At 58.0% G+C, this 23,187-nt stretch carries 20 protein-coding genes and 1 pseudogene; 8 read left to right on the plus strand and 13 right to left on the minus strand.

Annotated features, from left to right (window positions below; genetic code table 11):
• The first annotated feature begins 94 nt into the window (after positions 1-94).
• From asnB to nadE, 4 genes are read left to right on the plus strand one after another with little or no spacing between them, the layout of a single operon-like run.
• Complete coding sequence (asnB, locus tag GGD53_RS15655) at positions 95-2,017, plus strand: asparagine synthase (glutamine-hydrolyzing) (protein ID WP_184457458.1); 1,923 nt, start codon at positions 95-97, stop codon at positions 2,015-2,017.
• A 23-nt stretch (positions 2,018-2,040) separates the two neighbouring features.
• Positions 2,041-2,304 (plus strand): acyl carrier protein, encoded by a 264-nt coding sequence (locus tag GGD53_RS15660; protein WP_184457460.1) that lies wholly within the window; start codon positions 2,041-2,043, stop codon positions 2,302-2,304.
• A 12-nt stretch (positions 2,305-2,316) separates the two neighbouring features.
• A complete protein-coding gene (locus tag GGD53_RS15665) occupies positions 2,317-3,867 on the plus strand; it encodes a class I adenylate-forming enzyme family protein (protein WP_184457461.1) in 1,551 nt (516 codons plus the stop codon).
• Complete coding sequence (nadE, locus tag GGD53_RS15670) at positions 3,864-4,862, plus strand: NAD(+) synthase (RefSeq protein WP_184457463.1); 999 nt, start codon at positions 3,864-3,866, stop codon at positions 4,860-4,862. Before GGD53_RS15665 ends, nadE begins: the two co-directional genes overlap by 4 nt.
• Before the next feature lie 10 nt (positions 4,863-4,872).
• Here the strand turns inward: nadE and GGD53_RS15675 are convergent, their stop codons facing one another.
• The 6 genes and pseudogenes from GGD53_RS15675 to GGD53_RS15695 all read right to left on the minus strand — a co-directional run bounded on the left by GGD53_RS15675 (position 4,873) and on the right by GGD53_RS15695 (position 10,087).
• A complete protein-coding gene (locus GGD53_RS15675) occupies positions 4,873-5,976 on the minus strand; it encodes a hypothetical protein (RefSeq protein WP_184457465.1) in 1,104 nt (367 codons plus the stop codon).
• Positions 5,973-6,677 carry a N5-glutamine methyltransferase family protein gene (locus tag GGD53_RS15680; protein ID WP_184457467.1) on the minus strand — a complete coding sequence of 235 codons (705 nt, stop codon included), beginning with the start codon at positions 6,675-6,677 and terminating at the stop codon, positions 5,973-5,975. Before GGD53_RS15680 ends, GGD53_RS15675 begins: the two co-directional genes overlap by 4 nt.
• A 164-nt stretch (positions 6,678-6,841) precedes the next feature.
• Positions 6,842-7,058 (minus strand): annotated as a pseudogene (locus GGD53_RS31730) (GNAT family N-acetyltransferase); the annotation flags it as partial.
• 263 nt (positions 7,059-7,321) lie between these two features.
• Entirely contained in the window at positions 7,322-7,714 is a 393-nt protein-coding gene (locus GGD53_RS15685) for a hypothetical protein (RefSeq protein WP_184457468.1), read from the minus strand.
• A gap of 59 nt (positions 7,715-7,773) precedes the next feature.
• Positions 7,774-8,757 carry an HNH endonuclease gene (locus GGD53_RS15690; RefSeq protein WP_210303228.1) on the minus strand — a complete coding sequence of 328 codons (984 nt, stop codon included), beginning with the start codon at positions 8,755-8,757 and terminating at the stop codon, positions 7,774-7,776.
• Between the two features lie 850 nt (positions 8,758-9,607).
• Complete coding sequence (locus GGD53_RS15695; RefSeq protein WP_184457470.1) at positions 9,608-10,087, minus strand: Lrp/AsnC family transcriptional regulator; 480 nt, start codon at positions 10,085-10,087, stop codon at positions 9,608-9,610.
• A gap of 86 nt (positions 10,088-10,173) precedes the next feature.
• Here GGD53_RS15695 and GGD53_RS15700 point away from each other — a divergent pair, with 86 nt between their 5' ends.
• A complete protein-coding gene (locus tag GGD53_RS15700; RefSeq protein WP_184457473.1) occupies positions 10,174-11,139 on the plus strand; it encodes a DMT family transporter in 966 nt (321 codons plus the stop codon).
• 181 nt (positions 11,140-11,320) lie between these two features.
• Here GGD53_RS15700 and GGD53_RS15705 read toward each other — a convergent pair whose 3' ends face one another.
• The 3 genes from GGD53_RS15705 to GGD53_RS15715 all read right to left on the minus strand — a co-directional run bounded on the left by GGD53_RS15705 (position 11,321) and on the right by GGD53_RS15715 (position 13,106).
• On the minus strand, positions 11,321-11,899 hold the full coding sequence (locus GGD53_RS15705) for a hypothetical protein (protein WP_184457475.1): 579 nt from the start codon (positions 11,897-11,899) through the stop codon (positions 11,321-11,323).
• 32 nt (positions 11,900-11,931) lie between these two features.
• Positions 11,932-12,519: a hypothetical protein gene (locus GGD53_RS15710; RefSeq protein WP_184457477.1), complete on the minus strand. Its 588-nt coding sequence runs from the start codon at positions 12,517-12,519 to the stop codon at positions 11,932-11,934.
• A gap of 161 nt (positions 12,520-12,680) precedes the next feature.
• Positions 12,681-13,106, minus strand: a complete 426-nt coding sequence (locus tag GGD53_RS15715) for a SyrB2 regulator (protein WP_184457479.1) — start codon at positions 13,104-13,106, stop codon at positions 12,681-12,683.
• Between the two features lie 197 nt (positions 13,107-13,303).
• Between GGD53_RS15715 and GGD53_RS15720 the strand changes: the two genes are divergently transcribed.
• The 3 genes from GGD53_RS15720 to GGD53_RS15730 all read left to right on the plus strand — a co-directional run bounded on the left by GGD53_RS15720 (position 13,304) and on the right by GGD53_RS15730 (position 15,487).
• A complete protein-coding gene (locus tag GGD53_RS15720; protein WP_184457480.1) occupies positions 13,304-14,032 on the plus strand; it encodes a DUF2726 domain-containing protein in 729 nt (242 codons plus the stop codon).
• 84 nt (positions 14,033-14,116) lie between these two features.
• Complete coding sequence (locus GGD53_RS15725; protein WP_184457482.1) at positions 14,117-14,989, plus strand: PGN_0703 family putative restriction endonuclease; 873 nt, start codon at positions 14,117-14,119, stop codon at positions 14,987-14,989.
• A 147-nt stretch (positions 14,990-15,136) separates the two neighbouring features.
• The gene (locus tag GGD53_RS15730; protein WP_246717793.1) at positions 15,137-15,487 is read left to right on the plus strand and encodes a hypothetical protein; all 351 of its coding nucleotides are present in this window, start codon (positions 15,137-15,139) and stop codon (positions 15,485-15,487) included.
• Positions 15,488-17,746: 2,259 nt separating this feature from the next.
• On the opposite strand, the gene GGD53_RS15735 is transcribed toward GGD53_RS15730, so the two are convergent.
• The 4 genes from GGD53_RS15735 to GGD53_RS15750 all read right to left on the minus strand — a co-directional run bounded on the left by GGD53_RS15735 (position 17,747) and on the right by GGD53_RS15750 (position 23,141).
• Positions 17,747-18,892, minus strand: a complete 1,146-nt coding sequence (locus tag GGD53_RS15735) for an alginate O-acetyltransferase AlgX-related protein (RefSeq protein WP_184457484.1) — start codon at positions 18,890-18,892, stop codon at positions 17,747-17,749.
• Positions 18,893-18,906: 14 nt separating this feature from the next.
• A complete protein-coding gene (locus GGD53_RS15740) occupies positions 18,907-20,343 on the minus strand; it encodes an MBOAT family O-acyltransferase (RefSeq protein ID WP_184457486.1) in 1,437 nt (478 codons plus the stop codon).
• Positions 20,344-20,550: 207 nt separating this feature from the next.
• The gene (locus GGD53_RS15745) at positions 20,551-21,741 is read right to left on the minus strand and encodes an AGE family epimerase/isomerase (RefSeq protein ID WP_184457488.1); all 1,191 of its coding nucleotides are present in this window, start codon (positions 21,739-21,741) and stop codon (positions 20,551-20,553) included.
• 14 nt (positions 21,742-21,755) lie between these two features.
• On the minus strand, positions 21,756-23,141 hold the full coding sequence (locus tag GGD53_RS15750; RefSeq protein ID WP_184457490.1) for a tetratricopeptide repeat protein: 1,386 nt from the start codon (positions 23,139-23,141) through the stop codon (positions 21,756-21,758).
• Positions 23,142-23,187 lie beyond the last annotated feature (46 nt).

Below are 23,187 nucleotides of genomic sequence, written 5' to 3' on the forward strand. Positions count from 1 at the left end.
AAGTTAACCGCATGTTTACTACCGTGGCAGCTTTCGATTTTGGTAAATCGTCCTTTACCTTTCAGCAGTTAGCCTCGGCCGCTTGGAGGTACCTATGTGTGGTGTGGCCGGCTATCTTGGATATGTTGCTGACGGAGTGGCTTTGCTCTCCGCAATGTCTGGTGCTATCGCTCATCGCGGACCGGACGGCGAAGGCATCAGCGTCTTCCCTCACGCAGGTCTCGCGCACCGCAGGCTGGCAATCATCGACCTTGAAAATGGACGGCAGCCAATGGCGAGCGAGACCGGCCGGTTCGTGATCTCCTTCAATGGCGAGATATTCAATCATGTTGAGCTGCGGCGCGATCTCAAAGCGCAGGGGCATCGCTTCAGAACCACGACGGACACGGAAGTGATCCTGTGTCTGTTCGAGCGCATCGGCGAGCGTTGCCTTTCCCTGCTGAACGGTGATTTCGCCTTTGCCATATGGGATACGCTGCGGGAGCGGATGTTCATCGCCCGCGACCGGATGGGCGTGCGACCGCTCTTCTACACCCGCCACCGTGGGGCGGTCTATTTCGCCTCGGAGGCAAAGGCACTCTTGAAGGTGCCGGGCATCGAGGCGAGGCTTGACATCAAGGCCCTCGACCAGATCCTGACAGTCTGGGCACCGATAGCGCCTCGGACTGCCTTCCAGGATATTTTTGAGCTGGAACCGGCGACATATGCGTTCATCGACCGGAACGGCCTGGTCATGACACCGTACTGGAAGCACGAATTTCCCGATTATGGCGATCATGCGGGCAGTGCGGCCGAGGAGAAGCTCGACGATCTGCTGACGGATGCCGTCCGGCTGCGGCTCAGGGCTGACGTCGAGGTGGGCTGCTACCTCTCCGGGGGCCTCGATTCCTCCGTCGTGGCGGCGGTCGCCGCCGGACTCGGCGCGCAGCCACTGCGAACATTCGCCATCGCCTTCGAAAGCAAGGAACACGACGAAAGCTATTTCCAGAATATCATGGCTGTGCACCTCGGGACGCGCCACGTCCAAATGCGGATGACCAGTGCGGATATCGCCACCAATTTTCCCGATGTTGTGCGCCACATGGAGCGGCCCGTCATCCGATCGGCACCGGCACCGCTTTACACCCTCGCCCGGTTGGTGAGGGGCAGCGGGATCAAAGCCGTCCTCACCGGCGAGGGCGCCGACGAGATTTTCGCGGGCTACGACATTTTCAAGGAAGCCAAGGTGCGCAGGTTCTGCACCAGACAGCCGGGCTCCAGGTTCAGGCCGTTGCTTTTTCGTAGGCTTTATCCCTATCTTCCGAACCTCAGCCGGCAGACGCCGGAATACCTCTCCGCCTTTTTCATGGCGGGCTCGGCAGAACTCGGCGATCCCCTGTTTTCCCACCGGCCGCGGTTCCGGTCGACGTCGGCGACGAAGATGTTCTTCTCAAGAGACGTCAAAAGCGCTCTTGCCGGCTATGACGCTGCCGAGGAAATCGTCTCGCTCCTGCCTGCTGATTTCCGCCGCTGGCATCCGCTGAACCAGGCGCAGTACCTCGAAACGCGGTTTCTTCTTCCCGGATATATCCTGTCCAGCCAGGGAGACCGGATGGCGATGGCGCACGGGATCGAAGGACGTTTTCCCTTCCTCGACCACCGCCTGGTGGAATTCGCAGCCCGACTTCATCCGGAGCAGAAGCTCAAGGGCCTCGACGAAAAGCACGTGCTGCGCGGCGTGGCCGACAAGCTGCTGCCGAGCGAGATTTCCGGGCGCCGCAAGCAGCCCTATCGGGCGCCGGACGTGGAGGCTTTCGTCGGCGAAACGAAGCGTGCCTTCGTCGAGGCCGCCATGGGAGCGGAAAGCATCGAGCGGTTAGCGATATTCGATCCGGTGACGGTCGAGAAACTTCACAGGAAATGCGCGATGGGCGCGCCGTCCGGCTTCAGGGACAATGCCGCGTTCGTCGCAATACTTTCAACGCAGCTTTGGCAGGAAACCTTTTCTGCAGGATCGGCCGCCCGTGCGGTCGCCTGACAACACCAAGAGAGGCAACAAATATGTTTGACAATCCGCGTCCGACCATCAGGACCTTCATCATTGAGAACTTTCTCTTCGGCGACCCAAGCCCGATGCCTGACGACGCCGGCTCGCTAATCGAAAACGAGATACTGGATTCCACCGGCGTGCTGGAACTGGTAGCCTTCATCGAGGACACCTTCGGCTTCACCATGGCCGATGACGAAATCGTGCCGGCCAATCTCGATTCCGTCGCGAAGATCGCCGATTTCGTGCTCTCGAAGACGTGGCGCGCATCGGCCTGAGTGGAGGCGTACATGCGTGTCGAACGCTCCCTCGAAGAAAGTGCTGGACGGTTCGCCGCGAAGACGGCGATCGTCGCCGGCACCGAGCGGATGACCTACGGCGAGCTGCAGGCCCGCTCCCAGCAGCTCGCGACCGTCCTTTTCGAACGCGGCCTGCGCCGGGGCGATCGCGTGCTCGTCTTCATGGACAATTGCGCTGAAGCAGCGGTCTCCATCTTCGGGATCCTGAAGGCCGGCGGCGTCTTCTCGGTCATCAATTCATCGACGAAAGCGTCGAAGCTCGCCTATATCGTCACCGATTGCGAACCGGCGGCGATCCTGACGATCGGCCGCCTGCTTCCTGTCGTGCGCAGCGTACTGGCGGAGGCGGCCACGAGCCGCGCGTCGTTCGTGCTGTCGACAGGGCTCGACGCCGAGGCGGCTTCCGATGAGGTCGGCGCGTTCGAGGTTGGCCCTTCGGCGCCTTCCGATCGGGTGGAGCATGATGGGAGCGAAGACGATCTGGCGATGCTCGTCTATACCTCGGGCTCCACGGGGCGGCCCAAGGGCGTGATGATGACCCACCGCAACATCGAGGCGGCATCGGGCTCGATCATTTCCTATCTCGAGAATACCTCCGACGACGTCATCTTCAACGTCCTTCCTCTGGCCTTCGACTACGGCCTCTATCAACTGCTGATGTCGGTCCGCCTGGGGGCGACGTTGCTGCTTGAAAAGTCGTTCGCCTTTCCGGCCGCGATGTTCGACGTGATGCGGCGGGAGAAGATCACCGGATTGCCGCTGGTGCCGACGATGGCCGCCGTCCTGCTGCAGATGCGCGATATCGCGCCGGGCTTCCTGCCGACGCTGCGATACATAACCAACACGGCCGCAGCCCTGCCCGTCGAACATATCGAAAGGCTGCGGCGGCTGTTTCCCGATGCCTCGCTGTATTCGATGTATGGGCTGACGGAATGCAAGCGCTGCACCTATCTACCGCCGTTCGAGCTGGACCGGCGACCGGATTCAGTCGGCATCGCCATTCCGGGTACGCATGCCTTCGTCGTCGACAGGGACGGGCATATCGTTCCGCCCAATGTCACCGGAGAACTGGTCATCCAGGGACCTCACGTCATGCAGGGCTACTGGAGGGATCAGGCCGCGACGGCTCGCGCCTTGCGCACAGGTCCGATTTCCCACCTGCCCGCGCTCCACACGGGAGATCTCTTCCGGCGGGACGAGGACGGTTTCCTCTATTTCGTCGCCCGGCGCGACGACATCATCAAGACACGCGGCGAGAAGGTCTCTCCCAAGGAGGTCGAGGCCGTCCTGCATGCGCATCCCGCTGTCGTCGAGGCCGTTGTCATGGGGATACCCGACGCTGTTGTCGGGCAGGCCGTTTCGGCCATGGTCGTCTCGCGCGACGCAGCCCTCACGGCGAACGAACTCATCCGCCACTGCCAACTGAACCTCGAGGAATTCATGGTGCCGAAATACCTGACCTTCGCGGAGAGCCTTCCGAAGACGGATACCGGCAAGGTCAGCCGCAAGCTGGCCGGCGAACTGCTGGAGAGCGCCCGTTGAGCATCGCGATCACGGAACCGAAGCCGCCCGCATCGATTCTCGAGATCGACTGCGCCGCCGAAGCCGACCGGATCGCGGCGGAGATGCGCGGGCAGCTGCGGGCAATGAAGAAGCGCGGGCTGGTCGTCGGACTGTCCGGCGGCATCGACTCCAGCGTCTGTGCGGCGCTCGCCGTCAAGGCCGTTGGCGCAAAAAACGTGCTTGCCCTCTTAATGCCGGAGCACGATTCGGAGACCGACAGCGGCCGTCTCGGGCGTCGCGTCGCGGACCTTTTCGGAATCGAATGCATCGAGGAGGATATCGCTCCTGCGCTGGCCGCGCTCGGCTGCTACGAGCGGCGTGACCGCTTCATCCGGCAGGTCGTGTCTGATTATTGCGCCGAGTGGCGGTCGAAGGTGGTGATCGCCGATCTCACCTCGGACGAAGGGTTTCGTCTCTCGTCTCTCGTCGTCGAGGATCCGGACGGGAACCGCAGTACATACCGCTTGCCCATCTCCGTCTATCTCGGCATCGTCGCGGCGACCAGCATGAAACAGCGGACGCGCAAGCAGATCGAATATTTCCACGCCGACCGGCTGAATTTCGCTGTGCTTGGCACACCCAACCGGTTGGAGTTCGACCAGGGATTCTTCGTCAAGAACGGCGACGGCGCCGCCGACCTGAAGCCGATCGCCCACCTCTACAAGACCCAGGTCTATGCATTGGCCGCTGCGCTCGGCATCCCTGACGAAATCCTGAACCGCCCGCCAACCACTGACACTTACAGCCTGGCCCAGACCCAGGAGGAGTTCTACTTCTCCGTGCCATACGCCCAAATGGACATCTGCCTTTATGGCCTGAACAACGGGCTTTCCTCTGCAGATATTGGCGTTGCGGCCGGACTGACGAGTGAGCAGGTCGAACGGGTCTGGCGGGACATCGTTTCGAAGCGCAAGTCGACGGCCTACCTGCATGCCAGGCCGCAACTGGCCGGCGATGTTGCTGAGGTGCCGTAAATTTCGGTCATCAGGTGAAATTGCCGCCGATGTGGCGGCCCCAGCTCTCTCCCGCAAGGCCGTTCGCCAACGCCTGGCCGCGTCGGAAGCAATCGATGATCGCCTCGTCGCGACAAAAGGCGACGGTGTTCGTTACGTTTGCGAACATCATATTCCTGCCGAGCATGGCTTCCAGAAAGGCGGGATGTGTGCGCCCTCGCAGGCCCGCGGCTCCGCGCCGATCGGCATCGGCGAGCAGGCAATCGATGACCTTGCCCTCGCGGCCGGGCAGCGCCAGCATCTGGAGGACGCGGCCGACCCCACCCTCGCGCAGATGATAAAGGAAGGCGCCGATGGGCGAACCGTTGCCGGTCACCAGGGCTGCGACCGGCTGTCCGTAAAGAGGTTTTTCAAATGCCTCGCGAACGACGTGCCGCCACTGCGGCCCCGGCCAATCGGGCCGCAACTGATAATGCGATGTCAGGATTTCCACAGAACCCGCGAACGCTTCGGCGTCGACATGCTTCACCGGCTCCGCCTTTGCGGTCCGAGCGGCATCTTTTGCGACCCGGCCGCCGGCATACCCGCTCCACCCGTGGAGCCAGTCGAGCCCGCGGGCGGCCGGCAACGCCCACTTCCGCAAGGATGACTTTCTGAGCGCCATATCGCAGGCGAACGCGGCCGGCTTGAGGATGCGCATCCATTCGAGGCTGTAGGATGCGAATGGCACGCCCCTGAGCGCCTTTGCCATTTCGAGCGAGGTCGTATTGGCCGTTTCGCTCAACGAGAGATCCTGCGGACCTGAAAGGAAAGTCTTGAGCAACCTCGCTCCAGCCATGGGATCCTGTTCTCGATCGCGCACCATCAACGTGCCGCCGAAAGCGGCGCGCAGCCGGTTCTCCGAGAATTTCATCGGGACGACGTTAACACCGACGAAGCCCGAAATCGCGCCCTTGTCGTTCACATGCACCAGAGACGGAATCTGCCGATCGACGGTCGGTCCGCTCAGATAGAAGTTCTCGAGACAGGTTATCAGATCCAGAGAGGGGCTTTTGCCGCGCCGGAGGAAAGTCTCCAGGTAAAGTGCGGCCACCTGGTCGATGTCGGCGGCCTCGAGCGGCCGAACGCTACTCATCGGACAGGCCTTTTCATTGCGCCGTCATCGGTCTCCAGGCGCCGTGCGACGGCAACTCTCGGAATACCGCGCGGATCAACGGCGTTTTCGAGAGATTGGTATCCCTTGCTGCGCCCGATCAGGCTCGCGACCTGCCGGTCCTGCCCCTCTCCGAACTCGCACATCAGAAACCCGCCCGGCTTGAGGAAGGCGACGGCGTCTCGGATCAGGCGCTGGTGTATCGACAGCCCGAAGGGGCCGCCATCGAAGGCTTCCCGTGGCTCCCCCCGGAGAAGATGGGCGCTCGGGCCGTCGAGGCGGGACGCGGAAATATAGGGGGGATTGCAGACGACGAGGTCGATCGTCTCTTGGAGCCTGTCACCATCGAGCGCGGCGAACAGATCGCCCTGCCTCACTTCGATGCGATCCGACAGCCCGTGGCGCTTGACATTGCGCCTGGCCGCGCCGACGGCGGCATTCGTCAGGTCGGTGGCCCACACCCGACAATCAGCGACGTGGATCGCGATCGCCACGGCGAGATTGCCGCTGCCGCAGCACATGTCCACCACCCGCAGAGGTCGGCGCGCGCCGATCTCCCTGAGGTAGTCGACGGCGCGCCTGCCGAGAAGTTCGGTTTCGGCACGCGGCTTGAGGACATCCTCGGGTGCGAGGATGTCGACGTCCATAAATTTCAGCGAAGCTCGATGCTCGCCAGTCGGCATGGCATATCCCTTGCGTTCAAATTGATCCGGTCGGGCATCAAACAGCAGCTGCCTTAAATTCGTACTAATCTTGCTACGGGGACCGTATTGTTCTCTTCAGCCATCAGTCATCTGCTTCGTCGCCAAGTCTGTTTTCGACTGAGTGCAATTGACGCCATCGTGGTCTGAGCCTCCAGCTCCAGCATAAGCTTGCGGACAAGGGGCAGAGCAGGTCCGAAAGTGTCCGGATGTGTTTGGACTCGGCATTGCGATCGTCATAGCGCTTTATTCCGCCCCATGTTTCACCATTCCAGACCAAAGTAGATAATTGCCACGCGGGGCGAACGTTTCGGGAGGATATCGGTTCAGCTCGGCCGCAGCCCCTTCGGCATTGAAATAGGTGACCGAGTATCGCACCAGCGTCGAAGTTTGCGTTCTGGATAACACCGCAAGGAGGAGATTTTCCAGGGCCATCGAAACTATGTTCGCAGGCCAAGGTTCCGTGTTGGGTGGAAGGCCTGGAGGGGACTCATAACATACCTATCCAAGCCTTCCAGCGTCCTTCAGGGGGCGGACGCCACACGCTATGCCAGTTGGTCCACACGTGGAAGCCGGACTTAGGTCCTGTTCAGTATCGTACCGAGCGCCAGTAGGACCCAGCGCCATCATGCGTAACGGCTCCGCTCGTGGAGGTTCTCATGTCCAACGAACTCTAGCCTGCGCGCTGTCCTAACGATGCCGTCCTCGTCGAGCAATTGAAGATCGCCGGAGGAAGCCACCACACGGTACCTGTCGCCGCTCGGACTCGGACTTTCTGAGACGGCATAGAAGTCGCCGCCCAGTTCTTCCAGCATTTGCTCGTTCGTTGAACCGTCGGCGAAGCTATTCCGACCGATCGGAGTGTGGGCTTCAAATATCACGATCTCGATCGTCCGATTGTACCGCGGCAAATTTGGTAACATGCGGTCGCACCAGCGCCCGATTGTGATTTCCGCGGGCATGGCAGGCGCGGCGATCAGAGCGGCTGCCACAAGCACGATTGCGTATCTCTTCTTCATCTTGCCCCTTCTGAACTGCGATGTTTTCCGGAGTACCCCGCGCTGCTCGTGCAGCGGTTTCATGGTGATCGAAGGACCGCTTTAGCCCCATCAATCTGTTCTGGATCAAGAAATGCTTCCGGAGATAAACCGCGCCGCCGAAACAGCGCTGGATCGCATAGCAGGCGGCAGCCGTTGATGCCATTCCGTGTGGCTGGCTCCGCAATTAGTTCCTGACCAATCTTGAACCAGCGTTCCTTCCCGGCTATCGTCGGGGTATAGAGATATTCCCCCCGTATCCATGACCCGGGCAGAAAGAAGGCGTTGGAATAGGCCAGATTCCCAGTTTTCGGAGGAGCCGCCTCGAGGGCCTCCCGAACGTTCCCGTTTGCGGCAGACGCTTTAGGTCGCCTTGATCGCGGCAGCGCACAGGCCCTCAAGCATTCGAGACCATTCCAGAGGATCGGCGTCGGCGGCCGCAGACGCGGATCGCATAAGCCTAGCTGTCTCAGCGTGTACCTATCCTTGCCAAAGTTGCACAGGGCGCAGCTGATGACAATGTTCTCCTCGGCTGACGCGCCGCCGTGGCTATGCGGCACAACATGGTCGTACTGGAGCCAGAGGCATTGAAAGGCTGCGTGCTGTTTGCCCGGGTCGCTCGCCTGCCAGGGAACGGCGTCTGGATAAAGCGCGTGGGCAATTTTGCGGATATCGGCATGGATCACCGGAATGCCGCAGTAACGGCATCGATACCCGTCGCGCGCCAAGACCGCCGCCTTGACGTGCAACGGCGGGTGCCGAACTGGATCGCGCATGGTTTTCGGAATCTCTTGCGTGTCGCCTTCGGGCTGATGATTCCTGACATTCAGATGAGGCTTCTCCCAGTCCGGATTGATCCAGTTCCAGATTTCCCGCATGTCAGCTTGACAAAACAGGGCGTCGGCGACCTGGCGTTCGCCGTTCAGATGAGCGTCCGCCGCGGCTGATAGAAGCCCGCAGACCTCGAATATGGCTGGAATAGGCTCCTTGATGAAGTAATGCGGAGGCACCGCCCCAGATGTCATCGTGTCATCCCCCTATTGCCTGGTTGCGACAAGACCTTCGCAAATCGTCAAGCGCCCCTTGTGATGGCCCCTCGACGGCCGCAAGTCTTCCACCTCTCTTCGAAGGCGCTACGATGCGGGGTTGAATTCGGCTCGCACCAACAGGTGGCGCTCTCGGTTTTGTTTCGAATACGCTGTGGCCATTCGCCTAACGCATCGATCAGAGAAAGGGCTCACTGAGATGCCTTCCTCCATCCAGCTTCGCGCGCCGCCTCCTCAGTGCAGAACCATCGCTCCCCTCGTAACGGATTGACCACTGCCTCGCGGTAATATTCTTGGCCAGGGACGTGAAAAATTCGCTCGCCGGTGTGGCTGACATTACCTTTGATGCCGCAGCCGACGCCGGACGCCATAGGCGATGTGAATATAACGGTGGCGAGTATCGCAATCCCTGTCGCTAGCGCTGCGCCAGGTACCCAGCTGGGAAGCTGACTGTTGATTGGATTCTTGCGGGCAGAGCGCCTCTGCGGTCCGTGAGACGGTGTGCCTTTCGCCTTCCATTTCCGACGCTTTCGCGGATCGAAATCGATAACGTTGCCCATATGTGCCCCCTGGCCAGCACGATGACGTACATCGGCGGGCAAGTCCATTAGTCCCATCTGATGAATTGACGAGGCATCGAGCCTCTTGGTCGTTGCGCTCAGTAGCACAGGACTCCGAACTCCAATGATCGACTTTACCCAGTTTTGAGTTCGCACCAGCGATCATGTCGCGGGTTGACTGTCTGAGTGAACTTGGCAGATCTCATCCAGCCTAGACAATTCTGACTGCGATCATTTACGACGAAGCGCGCCCGAGGCTGGGCTCTTTCCTAGAGGGGCGGCAATCGCCGTTTGACAGATGTCCCCTTGATGACGGCCGTGCTGGTGACGGCGTGTTCCGAGAGCCCTTCAAGAACATCGTCCATCTGCTCGATCGAATGGACGACCAGGCGAGCGAGAAAAGGATCGTCGCCGGTAATCTTGTCGCATTCGACGAACTCCGGCCGTTCCTGAATGAGCCGCTCGACCAAGTGCAGTTTGCCAGGTAGCGGCCTAATCCTCACCATGGCCCGTATCTGATAGCCGATCGCACGGGTGTCGACATCAACGGTGAAACCCCGAATGACGCCGGCGGCTTCCAGCCGACGAACCCTCTCCGATACGCTCGGCGCGGACATACCGACAAGGCGGGCAAGCTCGCTCATCGACAATCGGGCATCGGAATCCAGTGCGGCAAGAATGCGAGCGTCCGTGCCATCCAGCGTCGAATTTTCGGTTTGAAGGTTTTGAGGTGCTTTTGCCTTTGACATGGCGGGCAGAATAGCTGCCGATCCACTGTCTGGCCATATAAAATCGGCAGATCACATAGCATGATCGCTCCAAAAAGGGGAACATCATGCTGCTTGGAATTATCGCGGGCCTTACCACCTGCGCCTTATGGGGACTGACCTTCGTCGCTCCGCGCGCGATCGCGCCATTTACGGCATGGGATTTGGCCATTGCCCGCTATGGCATCTTTGGCTCGGCCTGCCTGCTCCTGATGATCGATCGGCGGTTTCGACCCACGGGGATAGCACCATCGCGGCTCCTCGTCGGCTTGCTTCTTGGTGGCGCGGGCTATGTGGGCTATTTCGTCAGTGCTGCTTTCGCCGTTCAGCTCGCCGGCGCGGCCGTCCCGCCGGTCATCATCGGCACGATGCCGGTGTTCCTGGCGACCATTGCCAACTTTCGGGACCGATCAGCACCATGGCGAGCTCTTGTCATGCCTCTGACAATGATTGTGATCGGGGTGGCAATCGTCAATGTCGCGACGATCGGCGTGGTCGATCTCGCCGCAACGGCATCTATCATGCTCGGTGTCCTCGCCAGCTCCGTGGCGCTGGTAATCTGGATCATCTATGGCCTGGTCAACGCCGCGGTCATGCGGTCGCCCGACGCGCCAGACGGACTGCAATGGACAGGATTACAGGGCGTCGGTGCGGCGATCGGCAGCTTGCTCCTGTTGCCGCTGGCTTCGTTCGATCTGACGGATACGATCTCGGGTTCCGAGGTCTTGCGCTTCGTGGGCTGGGCGTTGGTGATGGGGCTGGCCGGCTCTTGGCTCGCAACATGGTTCTGGGTGGTCGCCTCCCGTCGTCTGCCGCTGGCGCTTGCTGCCCAGCTCATTGTCGCCGAAACCGTGTTCGGCTTTGCCTACGGGTTTATGTTCGAGGAGCGGCTGCCATCCTCTGCCGAAACGATCGGCGCTACAATGCAGCTCGTTGGCGTCTGCATGGCCACGGCGGCGTTCAATAAGCCGCGAAGCTCCAATCAAAGTCTGCCTTGCCTGGATGAGTCGGCACACTCTCGTGTCGCTCGGTAAGGACCTCGCTGGATCGCGCAATCTTTTATAGCGCTTCAAGACTGGCTTGATTATTTGGGCCGCGATTCCGAGCTGAGGCACGATAGCTTTGCCGAAACCGCTCTCGATGAGGGCAAGGTTCCGCGCGAACGACGCCACCGAGCTCGCATTGCCGAACTCGAAAACTTGCGGAGGTACAAACTCAGAAGACGACAAATCGCTCAAGCATCTGTCGAAGCTGCAAGTTCTCCTGGCGGAGTTGCTTAATCAGCAATGCCTTGAGGCGTCGGTTTTCCGCATCAAGTGCAGCCAACTCATCAACGGGTGCTTCGACGTAAGCGGCGGAAGGCTCCTCGCCGCGGGCGTTGCTTGCACCATTGACATGATTTTCTAAGCGCCTTTGATCGATGCGCGTCGCCGGACTTGCCGGCCTTGCGGTCGAAATTTTTTTCGATTGCGAGATGGAGCCGACGTGACCGTGCTCGTTCCGCGATGGATCGATTTGCACCGGTTCGATCAAAGGAGCGGCGATCTGGTTTTGGTCGATGACGGCATCGCTCTGATCGGGCTCGTTTCCTAGCTTTTGACCCTGCGGAAGCTCGACAGGCTGATTTGAAGCCTCCAATTCCATCTCGGATTTGAACAGGTGCGGCGCTTCCGTCTCGGCCTGACGGACAAAAGCCTTGATGTCAGTGCTTCCCCAGATCGAGCCAGGATGCGCAGTCGATCGCCGGCGGCCTGACTTGAATTCGACGACGAACTTTCGCTGCGGTGTTTTCATTAACTCTTAGACCTCTAAATTCCATGCCAAGCTCAAGAAATGTCGAAGCGCTTCAGCATCTTTTTGAGCTGGGCGTTCTGTCGCTCTAGTTTGCGAGCGAGCTCACTTCTAAGCTTCTTGATGTCCTCATCAAGGCTTGCCACTTCATCGAAGAAGGCATCCCGGGAAGATGCGGACTGCATGCTTTGACCTTCATGCGGAGCTGCAGCACTCGGCGCGACCACGGTCACCCAGCTTCCCTTTGTCCGTTCGGCGCTGCTGAGCCGAGGCTTTCTCCGAGACCTAACACTAGCCTCGGCCGGCCCATCAGTCCCAGGATCCGAATGACGGGAACCTCTTGGCTCGGCCTTCCGTTCCTCTTCGCCATCAGCCGGCGGTGCCGATGACTGCGCGACTTGGCGACTGTCTTCCCTCTCATCCGATGCAGCTGCCACTTGATCAACCGGAACCTTCTCACGGTTGGCGAAGGTGGAGACTTCGATTGAAGGAGGTGCCGGCGTTTGCTCCGCCTCGTGATCGAGAGCTGCGGGATCGGTGTCATTCCCGCCCGAACTCTCATGTTCCTTTGCCCATCGTCGCCGCGACGTCAATTCGGCGAGGAATTTCCACGGTGTTTTCATGGGTTTTTCACCTCAATGAACCCGGGTTGCGATGCTGCGGCAGGTGGCTTGCCCCCACGGCAGTTCGGCCGGGCACGACGAGAGCGCCCGACGACAATTTTTCCTGCTGAAGATCCGGTGGCTGAGGCCGCTGTGGCGGCCGACTGACGTCTGTGTGCTGATTAATCAAGCCCGAGCCGTTTGCGCAGGTCGCTATTTTCCTGGCGCAGCTTTTCCGCCAGCAATTTGCGCAGTCGCTTGTTCTCTTCTTCAAGCTGAATCAGATCTTCCAGCTCATCGATTACGGGCGCGGACACCGTTGCGGTTTGGCCGGTAGGCCCAGCGATTTTCTTCCTCGGCGTCCCCTTGCCCCTACGATCGGAGGCTTTCGTCTCGATCGACTTCGGCTTTCTTCCCCTGCCTCTTCCGCCAGCTTTTGCCGCACCTGTCGCCGGCGACGGTTCGGTCACCGCGTCCGACACGGCAGGCGCCGGTTCGGCAGCTTGCTTTTGACGACGTGGCGCACGCTGCTTCTTAACGTCCGTTTTTATCGGCGCATCCGTTTCCCCCGCCCCGGCAACGGGGACCGTATTGTTCTCTTCAGCCATCAGTCATCTCCTTCGTAGCCAAGTCTGTTTTCGACTGAGTGCAAGAGTGAGTCAACAAAAGACGCAATGACGATCCAACCAAACGGTTGAATTCGACAGCTCGTGACTCGGCCGCGTACGCCACATAATTCTTTTAGCTAACTTTTCGCGGATCACGCGCGCGTCCTACTATGTTGGCGGGAAATCCGGAGAGGGGCATGCATTATCGCCAAAGGTCGATGCTGTTCGCGGCACCGTTTGCGCTAATCATCGGAGCTGCCGCAGTAGGCGCGTCAGCCGACATAACTGTTGCAGATCTCGATAGGCCGGAACTGCTGATTGCCGCGCTGTTTATCGGTTTCGTCTTCGGCACGGCCGTTGAGCAGCTCCTCGCCGCGATGAGGAAACGGGCGTGGCAGGAGGAAAACAGGTCACGTCGGGAGGCAAGGCGCAGCAACGAGCGCATCGTGCTGGGACCCTGGCGGCCAGTGCCAGCTGCGGAGTTATTGAGACCCGTCGATGCCGCAGATCAATTGCGTGTCGTGGTGCGCTCGCAGTTCACCATTCAGCCGTTGCTGAACAAGAGCGAAGCGCGCGTGTTTCGGGAGCTGGACAGCATCGTGATCGGTTGCAATTCTTCCTGGCAGGTCATGGCGCAGGTGTCGTTGGGCGAGATTCTCCGAAGCGCCGATCCGGACGCCTACAGTTGCATCAACTCAAAGCGGGTCGACTTACTGCTCGTGGACAGCAATTGCCGACCGCGGCACGTCATCGAATACCAGGGCGGAGGACACCATCAAGGCACCGCGGCCGCACGCGATGCGGTAAAGAAGGAGGCGCTGCGACGCGCCGGGGTCGGCTACCACGAGGTGGTGGCTGGCCACACCACCCCATCAGAACTCAGGCAATTGGTCGAAAAACTGGTGGATAAACCGATTGCCAGCTAACGCGCTACTCATGTCTGCACGGCCGAGCCGCTTCCAACGGAAGAAACCATCTCCTCGTCTTGATGGTGGGGAGGCGCAAACGGGATGATCTCCGATTTTCAGGCCGTTCGCGAAAATCTGTTTCCGGCCAGCCGCGGAGCCATCGAGGACTGGGAGGAATTCCCCTGGCATCGCGACCGAACCAATCGAATTCAGGCTCATAAGGCACATTCGTCACAAGCCATCGCGATCGATGTGTTCGGCACAATCAAGATGAGCACAGATCGCGAGCGCATCTTCGACGCCATCGCTTCAACAATTGGCGTAGCACCGGGTGGTCCATGGGCGATAACACTCGAGTGGACGGATAGTAATCGGCTTTTGGGAGAACCAAGGCCTACGCAAGTCGATGTCCTCGCCGTCGGCTCGAAGGCTGCGCTCGTCATAGAGTGCAAATTCACCGAACCCGGCGGACAATGTAGCCAAACGGCCTTGTTGCCCTCGGGCGAGCGCCAATGCAACGGAAGCTATATCGAACAAACCAACCCAGGCAACGGCTTGCGCGCCCGCTGCGCTCTCACAGGCAAAGGCATTCGTTACTGGGAATACATTCCAGATGTCTTCGCGCTCGATGCGGCTGCAGACCATACGCCCTGCCCATTTAAGACTGATGCCTATCAGTGGATGCGCAACGCCGTGCTGGCGGCAGCGTTTGGCAAACAACACGGCCTTCAAGCGGCCGCCCTCGCAGCCTTTGCCGATCATCCCAGTTTTCCGACGGCGCGCAAAGCGAAGCGAGGCCTGATCGATCCTGGTCTCAGTGGCCGGGCTGCCATCACACCCATTTCCTACCAGCAGATCATTGCGATCGCTTGTCAGGTCGGCCTCGACCAGGAACTTTGGCACGGCCTTTCTGCGTGGGTCGATCGAAAGATCGCAATGGCGGCGGCGCAAAAATTGGAACTCCATGGGGTTTGAAATGGATGCTGATATCTGGAATCGAGCCTTCTATGACGACGGCGAATGGGTTTCTTGGTCCGACGTGGAAGAACAGCTCCGATATCATGAGTGGCGCGCAAATATCCCAATGCGGTCACATCTTTAATACGGTATTTTGAGGAGCTCTTGTCGCTGGCAGAAAGCTACCACCTCGAGACAGGTCGTCATCTCAATGTGTACGGAGACATAGGAGAACTCTTCGGCGCCATCACCTACGGAATAAAGCTGAACAAGTCGTACGCACAGGGTGCTGACGGTCGGCTTGGCAACGATCATGTTGAGATCAAAACCATCACGCCATTCAAATCCAAGGACGAGGTTTTCGTGAAGGTATCTGGCATTTTCAGCAAGCTTCTCGTCGTGAAGATCAACGCCGCCTTCGAAGTCTCATCCCGGATGGTTGATCGCAAGAAGCTTCCCAAGACGGCGAAATCTCTCCTGAGGATAAGGTGGAGCGATCTTCCTCACACCAAATAAGGGGGCTCATCGACAACGCGGACCTAGAAAAGAGCAGAGCAAATCGGGACCTGATTAGCGATGGCGCGGGTTCAAATTGCGAACGCAGTACGGAATGCGGAAAGCGCCGCCTTAGGCAACGCATCATGATGCTTGGACGGGCCGAAGCCGAACTCTCACGCTCCCTCGCAAACGGATTTCACCACTCAATGGCATCCCTGCATCGACAACTACACCAAGCCGATGCAGGTGAAAGCAATCGAACCGATACACCCCAGTTAGCTTTGCTATGCCCCTGTCCACCCTGCGTTATTGCGGCGTAGGCGGCTATTATGGAACTGCCGGAGAAGGTGATTGGGAATTTATTAACGGCGACTGCGAGGTAGATCATGGCCGCGAAGCTCGCAGTCCGCCGTCACAAGCCACCGCCGCAGGCTTGCCATAATCACCCTCGCCTTCAATTAAATTTCACCTCAGCGACAACGGTGAAAAAAAGGGCGCTCCACGACCGTCTGTCGGAGCGCCCTTGGCTGCATCGCCCGGTGTTGCGTTTGTGGACGACGCGCCGAAATGATTAAATTCACGATAGGTCAACGAGCGGAGTCGATTTATGATGGCACCGCCTTCGGCCAAGGAGCCTATTCATTCGATCTTATCGCTATCTGGAGAGAGCGGAGGATGACAAGCGCCGACCATCGCCAGCACCCGAACACGATGGTCCGAAGATACAATTCACCATGATCCACATCGCTAAAGATGAAATAAGAAATTTGGGCGTCGTGTTTCCTGAATTTTATCGTTCAAGCGGACGCTCTATTGGCAATTTGTAATTGAGCTTCAAATTCTTCTTCATCGGAATCCGGCACCTTGGGACTAGCGACGGATAGAAGGTTAAGCTCATCGATGCAAGATGAACAAATCATCTCGTCTCCATCGATCTTCTTGCCGTTGCCACACCGCATGCATGTATGCCCACGTTTCTTCCTGCCGAACAACATCGAACTGGTTCTTCCCCACTTTGTAAAATGCTACCAGCAACGCGAGTGTTATACTCGCGATGCATTGCGACAATGCCTATAATTTCCATTGCATTTTAAGATCTCCCAGAGCTCACCCTGCGCTTACTGCACAGCAATGCTTTGGCCCATGCGAGCGAGCGAAAGTTCTTTCAGGATCGTACAACGCGGACCGAGACACGATTGTCGTATCGCCTGCAATGCCCGAACCAAGCCCAGCGAGGAACTCGATGGGATCTGACCTTTCGGCTTAACGGGCGCAGGCTATGCAGCGAATAATCACTTGCATCCCTTCGAGCTGGTTTCTTCTGGAAAGTGCCGTAAGGGAGGCACCAAACGCGGGCATCGCAGTCGCAGCGCGGTGCCACATAAAATATCAAATTTCAAAACTATCCCCAACAGTACCTAAACCATCATAAGCCCAATAATCTGGACCTTCGATCGCGCCCAACCTTATTACAAACACTAATTGCAAATTTCTTCGTAAAGTCGAGCCCTTCCGCGGACTTTTTTTGGGTTTAGATAATGATCCAAGACTTTATTAACAGACCTGTCGGCATCGTAAGCTCAAACATTTATTTTCCCCGAAGTGACTTCGGCGGTTGTTAAGGCATTGAGTCAGTAATTCATCGGAGTTGTCGAGCATCATCCTTGCTCCGTATCCGGGTATTCCGGTGTTGATCTTTTACAGACCGTCGAGATCGCTCACCTCTATCCAGCTGTTGTCGGTTTGAAGCGCACCGCCTGCTGTCCCATCAATCGAGCTCTCGAACGGGTGACGATCGCTCAAAGAAACGACCGAACTATTTCGGTCTCGCTTGCTCAAAGTAACGGCAGCACCTGACCTCAAAACGCCTAATGGCATGGATGCGTTGCTGGCTAAGAAGCGCACTGCGATCGTCGATGGACGGACGCGGGCACGGCAAGCCGGTCGGCACCCCGGAGTGATGATCCGCGACCATGACGAAGGTTACATCAGTTAGGACGAATACGAGCGCACCGCGCCCCTGTGATGGAAGAGAACATCGCCGTACGCCACTCATGAAGGAGCGCGGATGATACCCTGAAAGCCCATCGACCTCGCCGGGCGACGGTCTAGCGGTCGGCATCAAAGCCTCGCGCTTCAACTGCCGCCACACCTTTCGAACGCCGTGGAGTCCGCAGTCAGCAACCAAGACGCGTGTATATTGGATCCTGAAGGAGGGTCTTTCTGCGGCGGGACCGAAAGGCGGCCCACGTCTACACCCGATCCGTCACTTCGGGGTCAGTACGCGCTTTCATCAAAATAACGAAGGGGCATTTCCCATACGACGTACTTGAGGTTCTTCTGATCGACCAACTTTCCCCTGAGAAAAGTTTCCATTGGCTCAAAGGGGCCCTTCCCTTCCTCAGCAAAATTGACAACGTCTAGTTTCCCCTCTGCCTTTAGCTGAGCTTCGAAACTCCATTTGGCATTGGCACTGTAGCTGGAGCCCACAATTGCTACCTCCGGTGCCTCATCCTCATCCGAAATCAGGTCATCGAGGCTGGCATCCGTCGTCACGGCCTCAAGCGAGGTGAGAGGATCCCCCGGCAAGTTAACAAGAGGCTCAAAGATAGAGAACTTGGCAAACTTGTAGAGGTCACCCCGATGCACGATCTCATCTTTTGGCTTCAGCGCGAATTCTTTGCGCTTCAGCCTGGAATCCTGTGCCAACACCTGAGCGACAGAACGTGCGGCTATACCTGCGCCCTGTACCGTCCAATGCGTGTCTGACTTAAGGAATATTGGTTCCTCTTTTCGCGCTTGTAGAAAGAGTTCTCGCAAATCGGGGGCCGACACGCCCATGCTGCTCAGCTCGAGCCGAACGCTCTCATAATACTGCTCGCGTGACGCAGGCGCTGAAACATTACCAAGCTTGTCGCGATAAATGTCCGCTTTTTCTGGAATCAAAAGAAGAATGGGTTCGACGCCGGCCTGCCTGAGCGTCGAAATCGTGTTTCTGATAATGCTCAAGTGTTTGTCGAGCATGCTGGAGGATTTGCGGTTCCAGCTGAACTCTTCATCGCTGAAAAACCAGTCGTCAGTCCCCTTGATTAGTCCCTTACGAGCTTCGCCAAATGCCTTGAAGCTTATAAGGTTCAGCAGGCCAGTAGAGAAATCCCGAATGGGAAACACATCTTTATAGATCCTCTCGACCGCCGATGCCTCACGTCCCTGGATAACGTCAGCAAAGGAACGCTTCGACTGCATGTGCGCGACCATCTCCTTGCTATTCCAGAAATGACCGAGGACCACAACGCCGCAAGCAAATAGCACAAAAATCGAGAGAGCGGGGAGATAGGCCAATATCTGATTAAGACGAAGCCCGCCCCTCTTTGACGGAGTGTCTATTTCACCGGAAGTGACTACCTGAGTGATCTCATCCATATCAGGGGCTTCCCTTAAAATTGAAAATAGAGGAAAGGCGTGTCGCTGTCGGCGACGAGCTTGACGATCGCGGCCAGACCGAGAAGCGCCGCGGTAATTCCCAGGACGGGATTGACATGCGGATGATCTATCGCTCCCACGAATACCAATTCCTTGGTGGTTTTCAGCCTGAAGAGCCTCCGCAATTGCGGCTCGCCAAGTGCCGTGAGTATGCCGACGATCATCAGCAGAAATCCAAAGTTGGGGAACTCCCAAGCATAGTCGCTACGCAAACCGAATCCATTCAGCCCGACCATTCCGGCAAGCATGTTCATCGCTTCGGTCATGTTGGCTGCTCGGAAGAAGACCCAGCCAATTATTATGAGGAGCATGGTGAACAGCCAAGACGAGACACGAAAGGGCGCACTGGCGGAAATGTTGAAATAGCGCTCCACCGCCAGCCATAAGCCGTGCCAAGCCCCCCAAACGAGGAAGGTTGTGTTTGCACCGTGCCACAGTCCTCCGAGCACCATTGTGGCGGCCAAGTTGAAATAAGTGCGGCCGACGCCCCTTCGATTGCCGCCCAACGAAATGTAAAGATAGTCGCGAAGCCAACTCGACAATGAAATGTGCCAGCGGCGCCAGAAATCGGTGATGTTGACTGACCTGTAAGGTGCGTTGAAGTTCTCGATGAAATGGAAACCTACCATCATGCCGAGTCCAATTGCCATCGACGAATAGCCAGAGAAATCGAAATAGAGCTGGAGCGTGTATGCTATCGCGCCGAGCCAGCTTTCGGCCATGGTCGGATTTGGGATCGAGAAGGCCGCGTCGGCAATGGGAGCGATTGAATCGGCGATTAGCACCTTTTTGGCAAGCCCAGTCAGAAATCGCATCGCACCGTAATTGAACTTCGCCCAGTTGTGCTCTCGACCATAGAATTGTTCGGCCAGATCGGAAAAGCGCAGTACTGGACCGGCGATCTGATGCGGAAAGAAGGCGATGAAAGCCGCATAGTCAACGAAAGTGCGCGAAGGTTCGAGATCGCGCCGGTACACGTCAACGACATAGCTGATGTTGTGGAAGACATAGAAGGAGATGCCGATCGGCAAGATGACGTCCGGTAAGGACCAGCTATAGGGCTCGCCCCGATTGAACAAATAGGCACTGCTGTCCGCGAAAAAGTTGAAATATTTGAAATAGAAGAGCAGGGCGAGATTACTGGCCACGGTTCCAATGAGGAACAGTTTTCGCCTATGATCGGTTTGTGTCCCGTGGACTAACAATGCCGCGAAATAGTTGAAGGCGGTCGTCGCCAACATGAGCAGAGCAAAATCCACACGCCACCATGCATAGAAGCAATAGGACCCGATCAGGATGAAATATGACCGGTGGCGGGTCGGCCAAGTGTAATAGAGGGCGAGGAACAGCGGCAAATAGACGAAAATGAAGATGACCGACGAAAAAACCATATCCGCAATTTCCTAGTTTAGCTCTGATGGGAACTCAGGCGGCGACCCGTGCAGCTCGACGCCCAGGAGGGCAGGTAAACCGCGCAAAGCTGTGTCGGCATGGTCAAGAGCAAGATCAGTGGCCAGGTTGATGTCCTCATTCATGATTGCAGACCGGCATCCAAGCCGTTCCAACGTCGGGTCAGATCGGGAAAGAAGGGGTGGAATTCACCGCAACTGTTTTAGGGTATCGTCGACTTCGTAGATCGAGCAAAGGATGTGGTAGAGACTGCTGGCAGGCACGGGCTCCTTAACAAACTGGCCGCTGGGCGGGAGCTTGTCGTACCAGAGCCCAGCAATGTCGGTGGCGAGGAATTTCCGTAACGCCCCCGCTGCCCTCACGGCCTGTCGGAGGTAATAAGTCCGTTGCTCGCCATTGCTGATCAGGGCCAATGCAGCGGAAGCCTTAAGCCACTCGGTCTGTGGCCAAAGTCTGGCAACATGGTCTGAAATCGAAAAATCATCAAACAGGCCCATAAACACCACCTGTCGCTCCTCGCATATGCCGTGTTCGACACCGATCTCAAAAAGCCGTTTGGCGGCCGCAATTGCCTCCGGAGCGTTGCGCGCATTTCCCCAGCGTGTCAGAAGCCATGCCCATTCAAATTGATGCCCCGGCTCGACGATCCGTCCACTGTCACCAGGAAAGGGTGTCCAGTCGCGGTCAAAGAACTCCCTAAGCGCACCGGTCTCTCGGTCAATGAATCGAGTCATTGCAAGGTTGGCAATCTCATCGGCGGATGCAGTCCATGGTGTGGGATCGGCAGCGCTCGCTTCCCAGGCGAGGCAGGCCTCGAAAAGATGCATGTGCGGATTTGAGCATAAAGGCAGCTTAACTGGGCGACCCTCCTGGAATCCCGCTTCCGGATGGGCGTATTCCGTCTTGAGCGCGCCGAGTAGGTCGCGTGCCTTTTGTTCCATCAGTGCCTTTTGCTCGGGAATGGACACCGCCAGATGCGATAAGGCAAATAGCGCAAAAGCCTGATTATAAAGGTCGAAGCTGTCGTCAATCATCTCACCCGAGGGGGACGCGACACTACCAAAGAACGCATCGTCCCTGCGATAGACGCGCTCAAACCATGAAAATCCCAACTGCACCAGTTCGCGCCAATCGACTAGCGCTTTGCGCCCCCCCGCCGCCGCGAAGCAGTAGATCTGCCGCGGCTGTACCCGCGCCCTCCGATTATCCGTCACACTGGGCGTGCCTTCGAGCTCTATCCGTTCGAAGAAACCTCCTCCCTGTCGGTCATAGCCAACCTCGAACCAAAGTGGCAACGCGTCATTGTGCAGCCAGTCGCGCAAGCATGAGACTTCGTCCGCAAACGTGGCCAAGGCCCGTGCGTATTCAGCATCCAACATCGTCAATGCTCCGGTCAGGTTTTGGATTTGAGGTAAGTCAGTGCGAAGAGATCACCTTGGCCGGCTGCCTTATTGAGATATTGCAGCGCCATCTGCTTGGATTGCTGATTGCCGCCGTTCTCGTAGAGATCGACACCAAGCTCGTATTGAGACTTGGCGTCACCGGCATCGGCTGCTTGTTGCAGCCACTTCAGGCTCTCTGCCCGATCGGCGGCCTTGAAGCCGCCGATTCGATAGAGCGAGCTAAGTGAGCGAGCCGCCTCGACGTTGCCTTTTTGTGCAGCTTTTACGACACCGTCGAACAGGATGTTCGCCGCGCCCTGTCCGGCTTCCGCGCGCATTAACTGCGAAATCATCAGATCAAGCGCCTCTGGCTTGCCCTTGGAATAGGACTCCACGAGAAGATTGTTGATCTCGCTCGGTTCGCCCCGCGTGCTGATGTAGATTGCCGCCAGTTCAAAGGATGCGTTCGGATCGTTTTTGCGCGCTGCGGCCTTTAATGGTTCGAGGATTTTAGCGCGGTCAAGATCGGTCTTGGCACCGCGATATGCTTCCAGCAACTGCTCTCGCGACAGCACGTCGACGCCGGCGGCGGTCGCAACGCTAATCAGATAGGCCCCGTCCGTCGCGCCAGAAGTGGTGCGATAGACACGCGCCGCCAGCTGGCCGGCGCCTTGCTTATCGAGCTTGCGCGCCAACTCGAGCCAAGCATGACCAAGCTTAGGGTTTGGACCGCCTTCAAGTCCGAGATACTGAACCCGCGCCTGCCGCAGGGCACGATCGGCCTTCGATGTCTTTTCAGCCCGGTAGTAATAATCAGAGGCAAGGGCTACATTGCCGGACTTTTCTGCTCGCTCGGCCAATTGCCGGAATGCCTTCGTGGCGCCCGCCGCCGCTGCTTCGTTCAGCCAAAGATCGACTGTGCGAGATTCAGCGCCGCCGATCTTGCCCTGGTCAACCAATTGCGCCAGCAGCAGTCGCGTGTTTGCATCGGACTTATCAGCCGTCAGCGGCAAATATACCGACTTGGCTATCATGGAAACGTTTTCCGGTTGATAGACACCGTCGAGTTGCCCCTTGACTAGGCGGCGACCGGCGCTTGCGTCGCCGGCAAGCGCGGCGCGTTCATAAGCCGCGTAGGCCTCTTGGCTCTTGCCATGATCGAGCGCTAGCTTCCCATAGGCGCGGTTGTAGCGGACCACCTCATCGGGTGTCTTCGCATTCTGCGCGGCATAGGAAAGCAACTGCTCCGGATCACGCAGTGATTTGAAACCGGCCTTCTGGTGGCCGATCTGTGCTTTGGCGTCCTCATAGGCCAATTTAGGCGAACTCGTGCACCCCGCCGCTGAGATCGCCACCGTTCCGATGACGAGCATCCTATTAAAAGTCATCTTCTTCATTGTTAATCCACCTTACCCCTCAAAAAAATTAAACGGCGGTCCCAAC

Origin of the sequence: Rhizobium aethiopicum (assembly GCF_014197535.1) — a bacterium.
Classification (GTDB): domain Bacteria; phylum Pseudomonadota; class Alphaproteobacteria; order Rhizobiales; family Rhizobiaceae; genus Rhizobium; species Rhizobium aethiopicum_A.

Excerpts from the sequence above, each read along its gene's own strand:
- asnB (WP_184457458.1), top strand. The coding sequence starts at position 95 with ATGTGTGGTGTGGCCGGCTATCTTGGATATGTTGCTGACGGAGTGGCT.
- GGD53_RS15660 (WP_184457460.1), top strand. The coding sequence starts at position 2,041 with ATGTTTGACAATCCGCGTCCGACCATCAGGACCTTCATCATTGAGAAC.
- GGD53_RS15665 (WP_184457461.1), top strand. The coding sequence starts at position 2,317 with ATGCGTGTCGAACGCTCCCTCGAAGAAAGTGCTGGACGGTTCGCCGCG.
- GGD53_RS15675 (WP_184457465.1), bottom strand. The coding sequence starts at position 5,976 with ATGAGTAGCGTTCGGCCGCTCGAGGCCGCCGACATCGACCAGGTGGCC.
- GGD53_RS15680 (WP_184457467.1), bottom strand. The coding sequence starts at position 6,677 with ATGCCGACTGGCGAGCATCGAGCTTCGCTGAAATTTATGGACGTCGAC.
- GGD53_RS15685 (WP_184457468.1), bottom strand. The coding sequence starts at position 7,714 with ATGAAGAAGAGATACGCAATCGTGCTTGTGGCAGCCGCTCTGATCGCC.
- GGD53_RS15690 (WP_210303228.1), bottom strand. The coding sequence starts at position 8,757 with ATGACATCTGGGGCGGTGCCTCCGCATTACTTCATCAAGGAGCCTATT.
- GGD53_RS15695 (WP_184457470.1), bottom strand. The coding sequence starts at position 10,087 with ATGTCAAAGGCAAAAGCACCTCAAAACCTTCAAACCGAAAATTCGACG.
- GGD53_RS15700 (WP_184457473.1), top strand. The coding sequence starts at position 10,174 with ATGCTGCTTGGAATTATCGCGGGCCTTACCACCTGCGCCTTATGGGGA.
- GGD53_RS15705 (WP_184457475.1), bottom strand. The coding sequence starts at position 11,899 with ATGAAAACACCGCAGCGAAAGTTCGTCGTCGAATTCAAGTCAGGCCGC.
- GGD53_RS15710 (WP_184457477.1), bottom strand. The coding sequence starts at position 12,519 with ATGAAAACACCGTGGAAATTCCTCGCCGAATTGACGTCGCGGCGACGA.
- GGD53_RS15715 (WP_184457479.1), bottom strand. The coding sequence starts at position 13,106 with ATGGCTGAAGAGAACAATACGGTCCCCGTTGCCGGGGCGGGGGAAACG.
- GGD53_RS15720 (WP_184457480.1), top strand. The coding sequence starts at position 13,304 with ATGCATTATCGCCAAAGGTCGATGCTGTTCGCGGCACCGTTTGCGCTA.
- GGD53_RS15725 (WP_184457482.1), top strand. The coding sequence starts at position 14,117 with ATGATCTCCGATTTTCAGGCCGTTCGCGAAAATCTGTTTCCGGCCAGC.
- GGD53_RS15735 (WP_184457484.1), bottom strand. The coding sequence starts at position 18,892 with ATGGATGAGATCACTCAGGTAGTCACTTCCGGTGAAATAGACACTCCG.
- GGD53_RS15740 (WP_184457486.1), bottom strand. The coding sequence starts at position 20,343 with ATGGTTTTTTCGTCGGTCATCTTCATTTTCGTCTATTTGCCGCTGTTC.
- GGD53_RS15745 (WP_184457488.1), bottom strand. The coding sequence starts at position 21,741 with ATGTTGGATGCTGAATACGCACGGGCCTTGGCCACGTTTGCGGACGAA.
- GGD53_RS15750 (WP_184457490.1), bottom strand. The coding sequence starts at position 23,141 with ATGAAGAAGATGACTTTTAATAGGATGCTCGTCATCGGAACGGTGGCG.